Origin of the sequence: Hyphomicrobium sp., from assembly GCF_041674905.1 — a bacterium.
GTDB lineage: Bacteria > Pseudomonadota > Alphaproteobacteria > Rhizobiales > Hyphomicrobiaceae > Hyphomicrobium_B.
The window spans coordinates 1-13,441 of sequence record NZ_JBAYUV010000009.1 but is presented as its reverse complement, the minus strand read 5'-3'; the positions used below and the strand labels follow the sequence as shown (position 1 = coordinate 13,441).

Sequence of the window (13,441 nt, the reverse complement as noted above, 5' to 3'; positions counted from 1 at the left end):
GCGCAGCATCCCTAACCGGGTTCGCTGACCCTGCGAACCGAGCATCGCAGCAACGATTGAGCCTCAAACACGTTTGCGCCAGCTTGCCGGCAGATGATCCTCCAGGAGTTTTCCCGCAACCTTAATGGGTTCGGTACAGTGGAATAGCCCGGCGACAATGCTCAAATACAAAAGACTACAAAACAATCCGGATAACAGCATCCGCGCCACGCCTGAAAAATTGGCAGGAAACAGATCCTGCAAGAACCAACCCGCCAAGAGGATTAGAACTGAAGCAATCAATTGCGCCTTCACCGCGTGAAATGCGGATGTCGCATCGATGCCGACGGGCTTGCCTGCATAGGTGATTGCCGGAAAGGCCATGAGAGAACCGGCGATGGAAACGGCGATCGCCACTCCGATCGGACCGAACGGTAGCCCGGCCAATACCGCCAGCACCTGTGCCGACGCCGTCATGACGCCCCAGTTTCTCCAGCGATCCGGCCTGCCGATTGCGAGATGCAGCCAGCCCTGCGAACTATGTACGACATGAAAAATGCCGCGCACTGCGAGGATGCTTAAGATAAGTCCACTTTCCCGCCACTTCTCACCGAGAATTGTGACAACGAAATCATGCGCCGTCACGGATATGATCGCGGCGGCCGGCATGACGTAAAAGGAGAGCACGGATAGCGCGGAATAAAACTTCCGTCTCAGGGCTTCCTGACTGGCTTGCAGCTTGCCCAGCGCGGTGCTGCCGACGGTGTGAACCTGGGCAAGCGTATTGACGATCGAGTTATCATAAAAAACGAGAGCGTTCTGATAAAGCCCGACGTCGTGCGGACTATAGAATAAGCCGAGCGCAATGCGATCAACCGATCTTGCCACGGCCACCGTCGTCGAAAATCCGACGACGTGCATTCCGAAGCGTACCATCGAGGCGACCTCGCCGCCGGACTCAGGCAGACCCGGCCTCCAGCTGCACGCCAGCCATGCCCCGATGGCGACAAGCAACGCATTCACAATTGGCCGTGCAACGAGAGCCCAGTAGCCTGCCCCATGAAGCGCAAGCGGAATGGCGATGGCGACGCCCGCTAAAGTTGCCAGGATTTGAATGCGTGCGATCATCGTGAACTGCATCGTGCGCCGAAGCAGTGCCATGTGCTGCCCCGTCATACCGACCAATAGAAAGGGAAGCGCGGAAAAGAATGCGATCGGCTCCAATCGTGGATCACGATAGAGCCAAGCGATAACCGGACCGCTGATGGCGACGAGTAAGGCTATGGCCGCGCCGATCGCCGTGCTGAGCCAGAACAGGCTGCTGACATTGCCTTCGGTGATCTCGCGCCGCTGCATCGTGGCGTCGCCCAGCCCGAAGTCGATCAAAAACGGCGCGAAACTCGTGAGAACCGTGACGATTGCAACCAAGCCAAAATCGTCTGGCGTCAGCAGCCGCGCCAAAACGACTGCGGCACCAATTTGTAGAATGGCGCTGCCATACGTGCCGACAACGGAAATCGCGCCGCCGCGTAGAGCCTTTCGGCCAAGTTCGTCGGAATCCCGGAGTGGCTGAAAATAGATGCTGTTTGGCATGGCCCCATTACAGCTGCCGTGGATGGCGTAGGAAGCATCCGCGAAAGAGGTTTCGAATTAATGGTAAAGACGTCCGCTCTTTTCCGCCGCGCGCTATTACCCCGGGCCTGCCCGGTCACGCTCTTCACTTGGGCGAACCGGCGCAGGACTTCGCGATCCACGGTCCGCGCCAGCACGGCATCGCGCGAGGCGCATCTTATGAGAATACGGCTGCTTCATCGGTAGCAGGCAGAAAGCTCAGTCCTAATCTAAACGGCCGATCCCACCCGCCACCAAATGGTGTTAGCAAAGGGGTCTCGTTATGGAGTGACGTGCCGTGCTTCGCCGTTTTGTCATCATGTGCGCTCTCAGTTTCCCGATGGCCGTGGAAGCCTCGAATGCTTCATGGACCTGCGAACCGGTCTGGAGCTTCAGTGAAATGGGCGACAAAACATATTCAGGGTCAGGAGATACTGAAGCGACCGCGCAGCAGGCAGCTCGCAAGAGCTGTGTCACTCATAACCGAGGCATAGAACTTGATGAGTTTTGTCTTGCCGACCCGAAGACAACCGCATGGCATTGCACTCAGCAACACAATGGCGCAGACGGCTCGCCAACGAATGGTTGATACCGAACCGGTGTCTGGCCGCGTCGGGAACGACGGTTAGATACTCGTCTTTGATGGGATAAAATCTTCAAATTTTTCATCGAGATCGGGGAACGCATCCAACGGTTTTAACGCCGACACGTGTTGAAGATTTGCAAAAGCATCAATGTCATGTCGTTTGGTCGGAGCGAGAGGATTTGAACCTCCGACCCCCAGTCCCCCAGACTGGTGCGCTAACCAGGCTGCGCTACGCTCCGTCCCAGACGTCCCGCCAATGTCATGAAAGCCGCTCTTCGGGCCTCACGGCCACCGTCGCGGTCGTCCGCGTTGGGTAAAGGAACGCTCCCCGCCCGTCAAGGCGCGATGGCAGCCGATGAGGTGGGCTGGATCACAAATGCCCGATTGGACGTCTTGGGCGCCGCCCGCGAAGCCTAACGCCGGTATTCCGGCAACCGCTTCAGGATGTCGATGATCGGATAGTCGACCCAGGCATGGGTTACGAGATCGCGGTGGCGGCCGGAACCGCCGGGAGCGACCGTTACGCCGCCCGTCGCAAGCCGTGTGTTGAGTTCCGGACTGACGTCAACGTCATGTGCCGCGAGGATACCCTCGAGCTGCGCATTCTGATTTCGCGTCGATCCCAGATAGACGCTGACAAAAAATGCCGACGGATCGGCCTCAATCCAGTGCGCGAACTTATCCAGATCACCATAAAGGGAATCGAGCAGCACCACGCCTCGGACGCGCTTCTTCAGGCCGCCCTGCTCGATCGCCGACGCCGCCGCGACGTAGCCGCCGCTATAAGCCACGAGAACGATCGGCATGCTGGCGAACGTCCGCAGCGCCCGCTTATCGCCGAAAAGGCGTGCCAGCTGCTGCCCGGCTTCACCAACAAATCGACCGAAGGCGCCCGGTTGCCAGAACTTACCGGCGCTCGAATCGCGCGCATCGATCGCAAGCTGCGGAGCCACAAGCACGACATTGGCATTCGAAGCCGAAATCTGCGCCGGCACCTTCTGGCGGTCGAGCACGTCACGCTCGAGCGTCGCGCCGTGACCGTGGAAGAAGACGAGCATCAACGCCGGACGGCGGATGTCGAAGCCCTTCGGGATGTGCAGTAGCACACGGTTATCGTTGTACGTCTCATCTTCCCAATAGACGCGACCCGAGCCTGTGCGGTGGCCCTTGCGGCTGCCTTCGACGACATTCAGAAAAGGCGCAGCCGAGCCAGGCATCATGCCGTGGTAGGGAAATGGCGCGGTGTCGAACGGGACGAGCGCCGTCCGCGCCGTTGCGAGCGGCGCCGTGCGCGACCGGACCTGTGTCTTTGACGGCGTAATCTGGCGATGATTTCCGGTCTTGCGGGCGGCCCAAGCGCCTGCACTACCGAGAGTTAATGCCAGACCTCCAAATGCCGCCGCGAGGAACCCCCGTCGCCCGTGATTCATGATCTTAGGTGCAATTCTGTGCGGACAGATCGATCTCTAGTGTATGTCCCGCCAAGTTTAGAATTCCATTTACCTTCGCCGGCAATAGGCAGTTGGCGTCAGGCAGCATTTTCGCGACCATAAAGTCCAAAATTGTCCAGATCGTGAGTTAAAGAACGAATGAACTCCGCCTGCCTGCGAGCACGAACGCGAAAATCCCGGTGCAGCTGGACGTCAGGTGTATTTTGGCAACGCGAATTGAACATGTCGCGGCGACCGTTGTTGGATCTTATGCGACTCAATACTGTCGCCGAATTTGCTAGGGCCAAGCCTTTCTGATGACCAGCTCAACCAGCACGAGCGCTCCGTCTCCCAAGGCACCCGCTCTCAATGTCCGAACCGTCTCGACGATGACGGCCGTCGCTCTCGCCGTCGCCGACATGATCGGCATCGGCGTGTTCACCAGCCTCGGCTTTCAGGTCAAGGACATCCCCTCGGCGTTCTCCGTGCTGATGCTATGGATCGTCGGCGGCGTCGCGGCGCTTTGCGGCGCCCTGTCCTACGCCGAGCTTTCGGCGGCCTTTCCGCGCTCCGGCGGCGAATACAATTTCCTGTCGCGGATCTATCATCCGGCTATCGGCTTCCTCGCCGGCTGGATCTCCGCGACCGTCGGCTTTTCCGCGCCGATTGCGCTCGCAGCGATGGCGTTTGGCTTTTATTTCAAAGGCATCGTTCCGGGTGCGTCGCCGCTGCTTCTCGGCCTTGCCGTCGCGTGGCTCATCACATTCATCCATCTGAGTGGCGTCAAGCACTCGGCGAACTTCCAGAACGTATCCACGCTGATCAAAGCCGCCTTGATTGTCGGACTGATCATTGCCGGATTGGCCGTCGGCGAACCGCAGCCGATCTCGTTCGCGCCATCGGCAAACGACGTGAATTATATGGCGAGCGCACCGTTCGCGGTGAGCCTCGTCTTCGTCATGTATGCCTATTCCGGGTGGAATGCCGCGACCTACATCGCCGGCGAAATCCGCGACCCGGCGGTCAGTCTCCCTCGGGCCATCATCGCGGCGACGCTCATCGTCGTCGCTCTCTATGTCGCGCTGAACGCGGTATTCCTGTACACGACGCCGATCGAAGCGATGGCCGGTCAGCTCGATATCGGCCTGATCGCCGGCAAGCACATCTTCGGCGAGGTCGGCGGCCGCATCGTCGGCGCGCTGATCTGCATCGGACTGATTTCCTCGATCAGCGCCATGACGTGGATCGGGCCGCGCGTGACGATGACGATGGGCATCGACCATCCCCTCCTCGCGCCACTATCTCAGACCTCACGTGACGGCGTGCCGACGACGGCCCTGCTGCTGCAGCTTGCGATCGTCAGTGTCCTTCTCATGACGCAAAGTTTCGAGGCGGTGCTCGACGTCATTCAATTCAGTCTGACGCTCTGCTCGTTCATGGCGGTGCTCGGCGTCATCGTGTTGAGGGCAAAAGAACCCGGCCTGACGCGACCTTATCGGACTTGGGGCTACCCATTGACGCCACTTATCTTTCTCGGTGTCACGGGCTTTATGATGTATCACCTTATCGCAGAGCGGCCGCTACAGTCCCTCGCGGGTCTCGCCATCATGTTGGCGGGCTTGGGAGTTTATGCAGTGTCCCAATCACGCCCGCTTACGGCTCGGATCTAATTGGATCACCTCATGGCAAGAATGCGGTTTCTCGCTACCATCATCGGCGCATGCGTCGTTGCACTGACATCGGCATCGAACGTTTCATTCGCCGCGAGCACGAGCCCGGATGACACGGCTCGCTTCCTTGCGGGCCTGCCGCCATCGGCTTCGTCGCCGATCGCGACATACGCCGGCGACGCATTCTGGAAACAGCACGCCAAAAGCTTCGATGATTCCTGGAACGGCCTCGAAAAGCGGCAGCTGAGCAAGGTCCGCTCTTTCGTTTCAAAGAATTTGACCAACCCGCAGCCGGTTCTGTTCTATTTCTTCAGCGGCCCGGACTTCCTTTACGCGGACGCATTCTTCCCATCGGCCGATACTTACATCATGGCGGGACTCGAGCCGCCGGGCCCGGTTCCCGATCTCGGCAAGTTCTCGCGCGGCGAGCTTCCCGGCACTCTGCGCGAGCTTCGCGGCTCGCTCAATTCGGTGCTGAGCTACAGCTTCTTCCGGACCAAATCGATGCGCGTCGATTTCAGTCACGGACGGTTGACTGGCACGCTCCCAGTTCTGATGACGTTCCTGGCGCGGTCGGGCAAGACGATCTACGACGTCTCGCTGTTCGACCTGCAGGCCGACGGGACGCTCCATCCTGAGGACGAGAAGATCGCGAACGCGACGGCCAAGGCCGCGAAGATCATCTTCTCCGACAATACCGGTAAGAAGCGCACGCTCTATTATTTCAGCACGGATCTTTCGAACGGCGGCATCGACGCCAGCGGTTTCATGAAGTTCTGCGATACGTTCGGTCACGGCGACAGCTTCATCAAGAGCGCGTCCTACCTGATGCACGAAGACAAGTTCTCGACCGTGCGCGATTACCTCTTGAAGCACAGCGATGCCATTCTGGAGGACGACTCCGGCATACCGATCCGCTTCTTCGCGCAAGGCTGGCGTCTGCAGCCCTACGGCCGCTATGTCGGACCGATCCCGCTGTTCGCCGGACAACGCCAGACACAGCTCAATGACGTGTTCGGAAAAGGCCGCTCCACACCGATCGATTTCGGTCTCGGCTATCGCTGGCGGCCGATGGAATCGAACCTGCTGCATGCCGTTAAGGACGGCACCGTTACTGCCATGGTGATCCCGCCCGAGAATCCCGTCGCGGATGCGGATCAACGCAAAAGCCGGATCGTGACGAAAGCCGCGATCAGGGAATCCAAGGCCGACGCCCCGCCAAGGCGCCGCGTTCGATACTACAACAACCGGCCTAGGGAACAGGCGCGCGTCTATAACCCCTACACGATCTTCGGATATAAGCCCTGACGTTGCGCGCGCAGGAGCGCGCAACGATTGCTGATCGCCGCGGCTAGTGCAGGAAATCTCGCAATGCCTCGGCGCTCACCGGAAAGCGTCGAATGCTGATCTCAACCGGCAGCGTATCGGCGGCGATGGCGGCGATATAGGGCGCCTCCACATCGAGAGCCGCCGTAGCCAGCGAACACTGTTCGAAGTTTTGCGCCAGCCTCGCGGCGCCTCCGATCACGCCTTCTTCCGTAAGTAGGGCACCGATACCGGATCCGCGCGCCTTGGCGATGGCCTCAAGCCGTACCCAAGCCCTGAGCACGTCGACGTCGCTTTCAGGATCAATCGCGTTGCCATCGGCAAGACCAGCCGCCGCCGCAACGATCCGCCGCCGCCGATCCGGAGACATCGACAATGTTCGACGGCATTCAATGTCGATGCCGACCGGCGAGGACCGGCAAACGGCAATCAGAGCCACGCTCGCCGTGTGCGAAACATTGAAGTGCGGCCAGCCTTCACCGAGCGTCGGCCGTCCACCGGACGCAATTACAAACTCCGCACCACGCATCTCCAGCCCTGCTGTGCGCTCGAGAACGATGCGCGTCGCAATCCGCGCTCCGCGCCAAAGGGTCTGTCGCGCGGGATCATCGGAAAGCCTGTCGGCGCGAAGCTGATCGGACGCTGAAAGCCGAGGCGTGCACGCTTCTTCACGCTCGATAAGCGCACGGGATTGATCAAGATCGACAAACACGACGTCGAGATCTTGAAGGCTCGCGCGTGAAGCTTCTCCTCGGGCCGTCGCCGCAGCCGTGCTCACGTGCGGCTCACGCGCGCCTTTTTCCCCTCCTCGACGCGGCTGCTCGTAGATTGAGCAACAGGCTGCCCAAGCAAGATCGCGCGCGCGATCTGGAGTTCGCGAATAGCGGAAAGAACATGCACGTTCATCGCGCAGCTGGGAGCTTTCGGCTCCGGAGCAGCCGACGCGTCCTGCCGCAGAGATACGCTGGCGGCTGGCGCGACGATCGGTTTGCGCCCGCGTTTGCGCGCTTGCGGCGCTACCGCCGCTCCATCAACGGCACCCTGCGGCGCGGCGGATCTCCGAGCGGCCGCCTTCACCTGATCGACGCCGTGCTCACGCAAAATCTTTTGAACGCCCCGGATCGTATAGCCTTCGGCGTGCAGCAATGTGCGAATGCCGCGCAAAAGCTCCATGTCTTCGGGACGGTAATAGCGCCGGCCGCCACCGCGCTTCATTGGCCGGATCTGCGGGAAACGCCCTTCCCAGAACCGCAACACGTGCTTCGGGATTTCCAGTTCGTCAGCGACTTCTCCGATCGTGCGAAACGCTTCCGCCGATTTGCTCATCGCCACTGCCTTTCCAATTTGCCGAAGTCGTCGCGGGAATATCTCCCGTGCCGTCACCCGCATTCAACGGGGAAGCGCCGCTAGCGCTTCACGTGACCTTTGTTGATGCGGTCCTTCATGATGTTCGAAGGACGAAACACCAGAACTCTGCGCGGCGTGATCGGCACTTCCTCGCCGGTCTTCGGATTGCGCCCGACGCGCTCGCCCTTTTGCCGAATTCCGAACGAGCCGAACGACGAGAGCTTGACGGGATCGCCTTCCGCGAGACTGCCCGAAATTTCTTCGAGCACACGCTCCACGAGATCCTGGCTTTCGTTGCGCGGCAGCCCGACTTTTGAGACGACGGCTTCCGCCAGATCCGCCCTCGTCAATGTCTTGCCGACCATTTTTTATTCTCCCATCCACGCCGCAGACCAATCATGGTAGCGGCAGTTGGTCGCGGGGTCAACGTAATGCGTTGAAGAAGCACATAAAAAGTTGCCGGAGCGCGCAATTTTTCCTCTGAGGCAAGAGCGTGCCGGCTACCAGCGCGCCAGCACCGCACCCCAGGTGAATCCGCCGCCCATCGCCTCCATCAGGATCAGGCTGCCTTCCTTGACCCTATGGGCCTCGAAGGCCTCGTTGAGAGCGAGCGGGATCGACGCGGCCGACGTATTGCCGTGCTTGTGCAGCGTCATGACGATCTTCTCGGGCGCGACACCGAGCTTTTTCGCGATGCCGTCGAGAATACGCTTGTTAGCCTGATGCGGAATGAAGAGATCGATCTCGTCCGCCGCATAGCCGGTTTCAACGAGCGTCTCCTCGATGACGCCGGAGATCTTCTGGATGGCGTGCCGGAAAACTTCGCGCCCGTTCATCCGCAGATGTCCGACCGTTTTCGTCGAACCCGCCCCGCCGTCGACATAGAGCAGGTCTTCGTAGCGCCCGTCCGACCGCAGCCGCGTCGCGAGGATGCCGCGATCGTTGCGCGTGCCGTGTTGCGGCTGAGCTTCGAGAACGACCGCCCCGGCACCGTCGCCGAACAGCACGCACGTCGAACGGTCCGACCAGTCGAGAATGCGCGAAAACGTCTCCGCGCCGATGACAAGGGCGCGTTTCGATTGCCCCGTCTTCAAAAAATTGTCCGCAATCGCCAGCGCGTAGACGAAGCCCGAGCACACCGCCTGCACGTCGAAGGCCGCGCCCTTGGTGACACCAAGCATTGACTGAATGCGAACCGCGGTCGCCGGAAACGTGCGGTCCGGGGTCGCCGTCGCGCAAACAATCAGGTCGATGTCGATCGGATCTATGCCGGCGCGCACCAGCGCCTGCTTCGCGGCCGCCGCGCCGAGATCGGACGTCTTTTCCGTTTCGTCCGCGATGTGACGATTGGCGATCCCTGAGCGCTCTTGGATCCACGCATCGCTCGTGTCGACGATCTTCGACAGATCCTCGTTCGAGACGATGCGCTTGGGCAAATGCGCGCCGACACCGCGAATAACCGAACGAAGGACTGCGACCACGCCTAGACCTTTCCGAGCGCGCCGCCGGCGGAACGTTCGGGCGAAACACCGCCGCCACTGGCCGCCGACAGCCGATGATGAAAACCGTCGATATCAGCCGTCAGGCGCGCGATCAAACCCGAATCCGCCATTTCGTAAGCAAGATCGACGGCGCTCGCAAATCCGAAGGCATCGGTGCCGCCATGGCTCTTCACCGCAATACCGTTAAGCCCGAGGAATGTGCCGCCGTTAACCCGTCGCGGGTCCATTTTCTGCTTCAGGACGCGGAAGCCGCCTTGGGCAAAAAGCGCACCGAGCTTGCTCATGAACGAGCTGGTCATTGCGGCTTTGAGGTAGGTGCCGATCTGCCGGGCCGTGCCCTCCGCGGTCTTGAGCGCGATATTGCCCGCGAAGCCCTCGACGACGACGACGTCGACGGCGCCCTGCCCGATCTGATCCCCCTCGACAAAACCTTTGTAGTCGAGCGGCAGCGCCTCGACTGACTTGAGCAGCGCATGCGCCGCCTTCACTTCCTCGTTGCCCTTCATCTCTTCGGTTCCGACGTTCATCAGCCCGACCGAGGGCCGCTCGACGTGGAACAAGGCGCGCGCCATCGCCGCGCCCATCAGCGCATAGACAGTGAGTTGATCCGCCGACGCACCGATGTTGGCGCCGACGTCGAGGACGATGCTTTCCGATTTGATCGTCGGCCACAGCGCCGCAATGGCCGGGCGCTCGATGCCCGCGATCGGCCTGAGAACGAGCTTGGCGATCGCCATCAGCGCGCCGGTATTGCCTGCCGAAACGGCGGCGTCCGCCTCGCCCGATTTGACGGCTTCGAGGCTGAGCCACATGCTCGAGCCCTTGCCGCGACGCAGGGCCTGGCTCGGCTTCTCGTGCATCGAGATGATGTGGTCGGTGTGAACAACGCGCGACCGCGCCGCGAGCGCCGGATGCTGCGCAAGCGCCCCATCGATACGGGTCTTGTCGCCGAAAAAGATGAAACCCAGCGCCGGTTGCCGCTCGAGCGAAAGCGCGGCTCCAGGAACCAGGACTTCTGGTCCGTGGTCGCCGCCCATTGCGTCGATTGCGATTGTCTTCTGGCTCGCCATGCTCGCCGACCGGCCAAGGCTCGCGTTCGGCGCAACATTCCGCCGGACTCGATCTTAAACCTGTTCTAACCCCGAAATTCGTCGAGACCATAATCTTTTGAAGCCCGCGAACAAGGCGAAATAGCGCCTCATGCACGGTTGCCGCAGGAGAGCTATTTTTTGCTCTTCAGCTGCGACAGAGCCGCGAACGCGCTTGTTTCTTTTGGATCAGACTGACGCGGGTCCTGCCAATCGAACTCCGCCCCTTGGCGGCGCGGATAAGGGTCGAGCGACGCGGAAACTGTCTCGAAAACGATACGGCCGACTGGAATAACGCCGCGTTCGAGAATATCGACATCCGGCCCCGCGAGCACGCTTGCCTCGTCCTCCGCATTGGCGACCTCGTGGCGAAACTCAACGTCGAACGGTGCGTCGATCTCGTCAGCCACAGGTTCGAGCGTCACGACACAAGCCTGCTCGAGGGTAGCCGTCGCTCTTCCCGCAAGCCGGTAGCTGCCGTCGCTCTGAAGTTTAATGCGATAGCGCGCCGACAGGCGTCCGAGGTTCAGCAGTTTGAGTGCCTCTGCAATGGCCGCGCGTTCACTTTCGCTCGCTTCGCGCTCGCGATCGAGCCCACCCGCCGGAATATCCGTCACGTTGTGAACCCATTCTCGCAAATGTTCGTTCACGATGCCTCCTCCACGCCGTTGCCTTCCAGGAGATGAGCAAGGCCCCCACGCTCCACCAGCGTGTCGAACGGCTCCGCCGATGAAAGAACCGCCGCTGCCCGCATGTATCGCCCAAGACGAGCGGCGCCGTCACCGGCGGCCGCATCGCCTGCGAAAACATACTGGCCGATGCCGTCTTCGAGACCTGTTCCTTGCGCCGCCAGCCCCGACCGGTAAACCGAGGTGCGCTCGTAGAAAGCCCCTGCGGCACGTTTCACCTTTTTCCCGACAACCATGTCTCCGACGCCCATCTCCCGCATGCAGTCGTCCATATCGGTGACGAACGTCTCGATGGTGCGCTGCGCCACGTCCGGATCGGGCGAATTCTGCCCCTTCAGGCCCTCGAGCATCAGAAAGAGATGCGCTGCGACCAATTCGAACCGGCCTTCGGGTGTGTCAGGGACGCCCATGTCCCTATAAAAAGCCGGATGCCGGGCCGCGGCCACGACGCTGCCATAAAGCTTTTCTGCTGTGCGGTGAGCTTCCGCGCGTCGCCTGAACCAGTGCAACATAGCTTGTAAGGTTCCTTGATCCGCCTGGGAGCCGAGGGAAATGTCTGGGGATCGTGCGCGGCATCGCGTATGGCTCGCGTTGCCCGCTTCTGATGCGCATTCTAAACACAGCACGTCAGAGAGCGAAGCGATTCTGAGGGGATGAAGGGTCGAATGCGACAGCATGGCAAGACCGAAGGGCTTGTGGCGGCGACGTGCCGTCTTATCGCCCTCGCCTCTCTTTTGGCGCTGGCCGGCTGCGGCGGGACGGTCACGAAGCATGGCCAGGTGTTCAAGGATACGGACCTGCAGGCCGTCCAGGCCGGCATGAGCCAGGACCAGGTGCGTGCTGCCCTCGGTACGCCTGCGACGACCGCCATCATCGGCGATGGCCGCGCCTTCTATTACATCTCGAGCACCGACACGCAGACCTCCTTCTTCCTTCCGACCGAGCAAAGCCGCCAGGTGGTTGCCGTCTATTTCACCAAAGGCGGCACCGTCGATCACGTCGCCAATTATGGCTTGAAGGACGGCAAGGTCTTCGACTTCGTCAGCCGCAAGACCCCGGCTCCAGGCGGCCGCGACGAAACCATCCTGAACCAGATGTTCCGCAATCTCGGGAAGCAGCAGCTCTTCGGAGCCGGCAGCGCATTCGGCGGTTAACGACGTCCGTGCCGCGTCCGGCAATGCTGGTTGTGCCGCGCGCTAGCGCTGCTGTGCTGGCTCGCCGTGTCGGCCTGATGCGCGATCCTAAATTGACGGGCGAAATTCTCGCCGTCCCGTTCTATGCTCGCCTCTCAACACCGGGCAGGTAGCGTCATGACCGAAAATATCGAAGAAGGCTTCATAGCTTTCATTGCCGACGGCCAGGAAGGCATCGGCGCCGTTCGCGAGGTCAACGAAACGTCCATCGTCATTTACGTCGAAAATGCCGGCGAATTCGCCGTGCCGCGCACAGCCGTCAAGGACGTCCATTTTCAGAAAGTGATCCTGCGTGCGGATCGTCTCGATAAGCGGCTGCTCGAGGCGATCGGGCATGAGCACGACAGCGAGGATCCGAATCTCGTCGGCTAAAGTGCTTCCGGAAAAGTGGGCACCGATTTTCCGATAAGAAGCACGACAAAACAAAGAGCTAGAGCCTGTCCGCGCTTCCACCAAAATCGGAAAGGCTCCAGCGACGCATATCTCTCGCCCGCGAACGTTCGGCGAAATAAAAAAAGGCTCCGGATGACCCGGAGCCTTTTTCATTTGATGGATCAGCGTCGGCTCACCAGTGCGCGAGCACCGCGAGCAAGAGCAACGCCACGATATTGGTGATTTTGATCGCCGGATTGACGGCGGGACCGGCTGTATCCTTGTAGGGATCGCCGACCGTATCACCCGTGACCGATGCCTTGTGCGCTTCCGAGCCCTTGACGTGCTTCACGCCGTCACTGTCGACGAAACCGTCTTCGAAGCTCTTCTTGGCGTTGTCCCAGGCACCACCGCCCGAGGTCATCGAGATGGCAACGAAGATGCCCGTGACGATCACGCCGAGTAGCATCGCGCCGACGGCCGAGAACGCCGCGCCCTTGCCGGCGATGGCATTGATGACGACGAACAGCACGATTGGCGACAGCACGGGCAGCAATGACGGAATGATCATTTCCTTGATTGCAGCGCGCGTCAGAAGGTCGACCGCCGCAGCATAGTCTGGCTTCTCGGTGCCCTTCATGATGCCCG

Annotated in this window: 14 protein-coding genes and 1 tRNA gene; 4 read left to right on the top strand and 11 right to left on the bottom strand. The window is 60.7% G+C overall.

Annotation, left to right across the window (positions count from 1 at the left end; translation table 11 throughout):
* Positions 1 to 63: 63 nt before the first annotated feature.
* The 3 genes from WC026_RS05720 to WC026_RS05710 all read right to left on the bottom strand — a co-directional run bounded on the left by WC026_RS05720 (position 64) and on the right by WC026_RS05710 (position 3,606).
* Positions 64 to 1,572 carry a lipopolysaccharide biosynthesis protein gene (locus tag WC026_RS05720; RefSeq protein WP_372709870.1) on the bottom strand — a complete coding sequence of 503 codons (1,509 nt, stop codon included), beginning with the start codon at positions 1,570 to 1,572 and terminating at the stop codon, positions 64 to 66.
* Positions 1,573 to 2,337: 765 nt separating this feature from the next.
* Positions 2,338 to 2,415: transfer RNA gene (locus WC026_RS05715), tRNA-Pro, on the bottom strand.
* A gap of 174 nt (positions 2,416 to 2,589) precedes the next feature.
* Entirely contained in the window at positions 2,590 to 3,606 is a 1,017-nt protein-coding gene (locus WC026_RS05710; protein WP_372709869.1) for an alpha/beta hydrolase, read from the bottom strand.
* 317 nt (positions 3,607 to 3,923) lie between these two features.
* On the opposite strand from WC026_RS05710, the gene WC026_RS05705 reads away from it, so the two are divergent.
* Together WC026_RS05705 and WC026_RS05700 are read left to right on the top strand one after the other, a co-directional pair.
* Positions 3,924 to 5,276, top strand: a complete 1,353-nt coding sequence (locus WC026_RS05705; RefSeq protein ID WP_372709868.1) for an APC family permease — start codon at positions 3,924 to 3,926, stop codon at positions 5,274 to 5,276.
* 12 nt (positions 5,277 to 5,288) lie between these two features.
* Positions 5,289 to 6,584: a hypothetical protein gene (locus WC026_RS05700; protein ID WP_372709867.1), complete on the top strand. Its 1,296-nt coding sequence runs from the start codon at positions 5,289 to 5,291 to the stop codon at positions 6,582 to 6,584.
* Positions 6,585 to 6,627: 43 nt separating this feature from the next.
* Here WC026_RS05700 and WC026_RS05695 read toward each other — a convergent pair whose 3' ends face one another.
* From WC026_RS05695 to WC026_RS05665, 7 genes are all read right to left on the bottom strand, one after another.
* Positions 6,628 to 7,380: a 4'-phosphopantetheinyl transferase superfamily protein gene (locus WC026_RS05695; RefSeq protein ID WP_372709866.1), complete on the bottom strand. Its 753-nt coding sequence runs from the start codon at positions 7,378 to 7,380 to the stop codon at positions 6,628 to 6,630.
* The gene (locus tag WC026_RS05690; protein WP_372709865.1) at positions 7,377 to 7,928 is read right to left on the bottom strand and encodes a MerR family transcriptional regulator; all 552 of its coding nucleotides are present in this window, start codon (positions 7,926 to 7,928) and stop codon (positions 7,377 to 7,379) included. Before WC026_RS05690 ends, WC026_RS05695 begins: the two co-directional genes overlap by 4 nt.
* 80 nt (positions 7,929 to 8,008) lie before the next feature.
* The gene (locus WC026_RS05685; RefSeq protein WP_372709864.1) at positions 8,009 to 8,314 is read right to left on the bottom strand and encodes an integration host factor subunit alpha; all 306 of its coding nucleotides are present in this window, start codon (positions 8,312 to 8,314) and stop codon (positions 8,009 to 8,011) included.
* A 135-nt stretch (positions 8,315 to 8,449) separates the two neighbouring features.
* Positions 8,450 to 9,430 carry a beta-ketoacyl-ACP synthase III gene (locus WC026_RS05680; protein WP_372709863.1) on the bottom strand — a complete coding sequence of 327 codons (981 nt, stop codon included), beginning with the start codon at positions 9,428 to 9,430 and terminating at the stop codon, positions 8,450 to 8,452.
* Positions 9,431 to 9,432: 2 nt separating this feature from the next.
* Entirely contained in the window at positions 9,433 to 10,521 is a 1,089-nt protein-coding gene (plsX, locus tag WC026_RS05675; RefSeq protein ID WP_372709862.1) for a phosphate acyltransferase PlsX, read from the bottom strand.
* A 152-nt stretch (positions 10,522 to 10,673) separates the two neighbouring features.
* Positions 10,674 to 11,189 (bottom strand): DUF177 domain-containing protein, encoded by a 516-nt coding sequence (locus WC026_RS05670; RefSeq protein ID WP_372709861.1) that lies wholly within the window; start codon positions 11,187 to 11,189, stop codon positions 10,674 to 10,676.
* Positions 11,186 to 11,638: a ubiquinol-cytochrome C chaperone family protein gene (locus tag WC026_RS05665; protein WP_372709860.1), complete on the bottom strand. Its 453-nt coding sequence runs from the start codon at positions 11,636 to 11,638 to the stop codon at positions 11,186 to 11,188. Before WC026_RS05665 ends, WC026_RS05670 begins: the two co-directional genes overlap by 4 nt.
* Positions 11,639 to 11,893: 255 nt before the next feature.
* On the opposite strand from WC026_RS05665, the gene WC026_RS05660 reads away from it, so the two are divergent.
* Complete coding sequence (locus WC026_RS05660; protein ID WP_372709859.1) at positions 11,894 to 12,382, top strand: outer membrane protein assembly factor BamE; 489 nt, start codon at positions 11,894 to 11,896, stop codon at positions 12,380 to 12,382.
* A gap of 156 nt (positions 12,383 to 12,538) precedes the next feature.
* Positions 12,539 to 12,793, top strand: a complete 255-nt coding sequence (locus tag WC026_RS05655; RefSeq protein ID WP_372709858.1) for a hypothetical protein — start codon at positions 12,539 to 12,541, stop codon at positions 12,791 to 12,793.
* A gap of 193 nt (positions 12,794 to 12,986) precedes the next feature.
* Here WC026_RS05655 and WC026_RS05650 read toward each other — a convergent pair.
* On the bottom strand, positions 12,987 to 13,441 hold a 455-nt coding region (locus tag WC026_RS05650; RefSeq protein ID WP_372709857.1), incomplete at its 5' end, for a sodium/proton-translocating pyrophosphatase.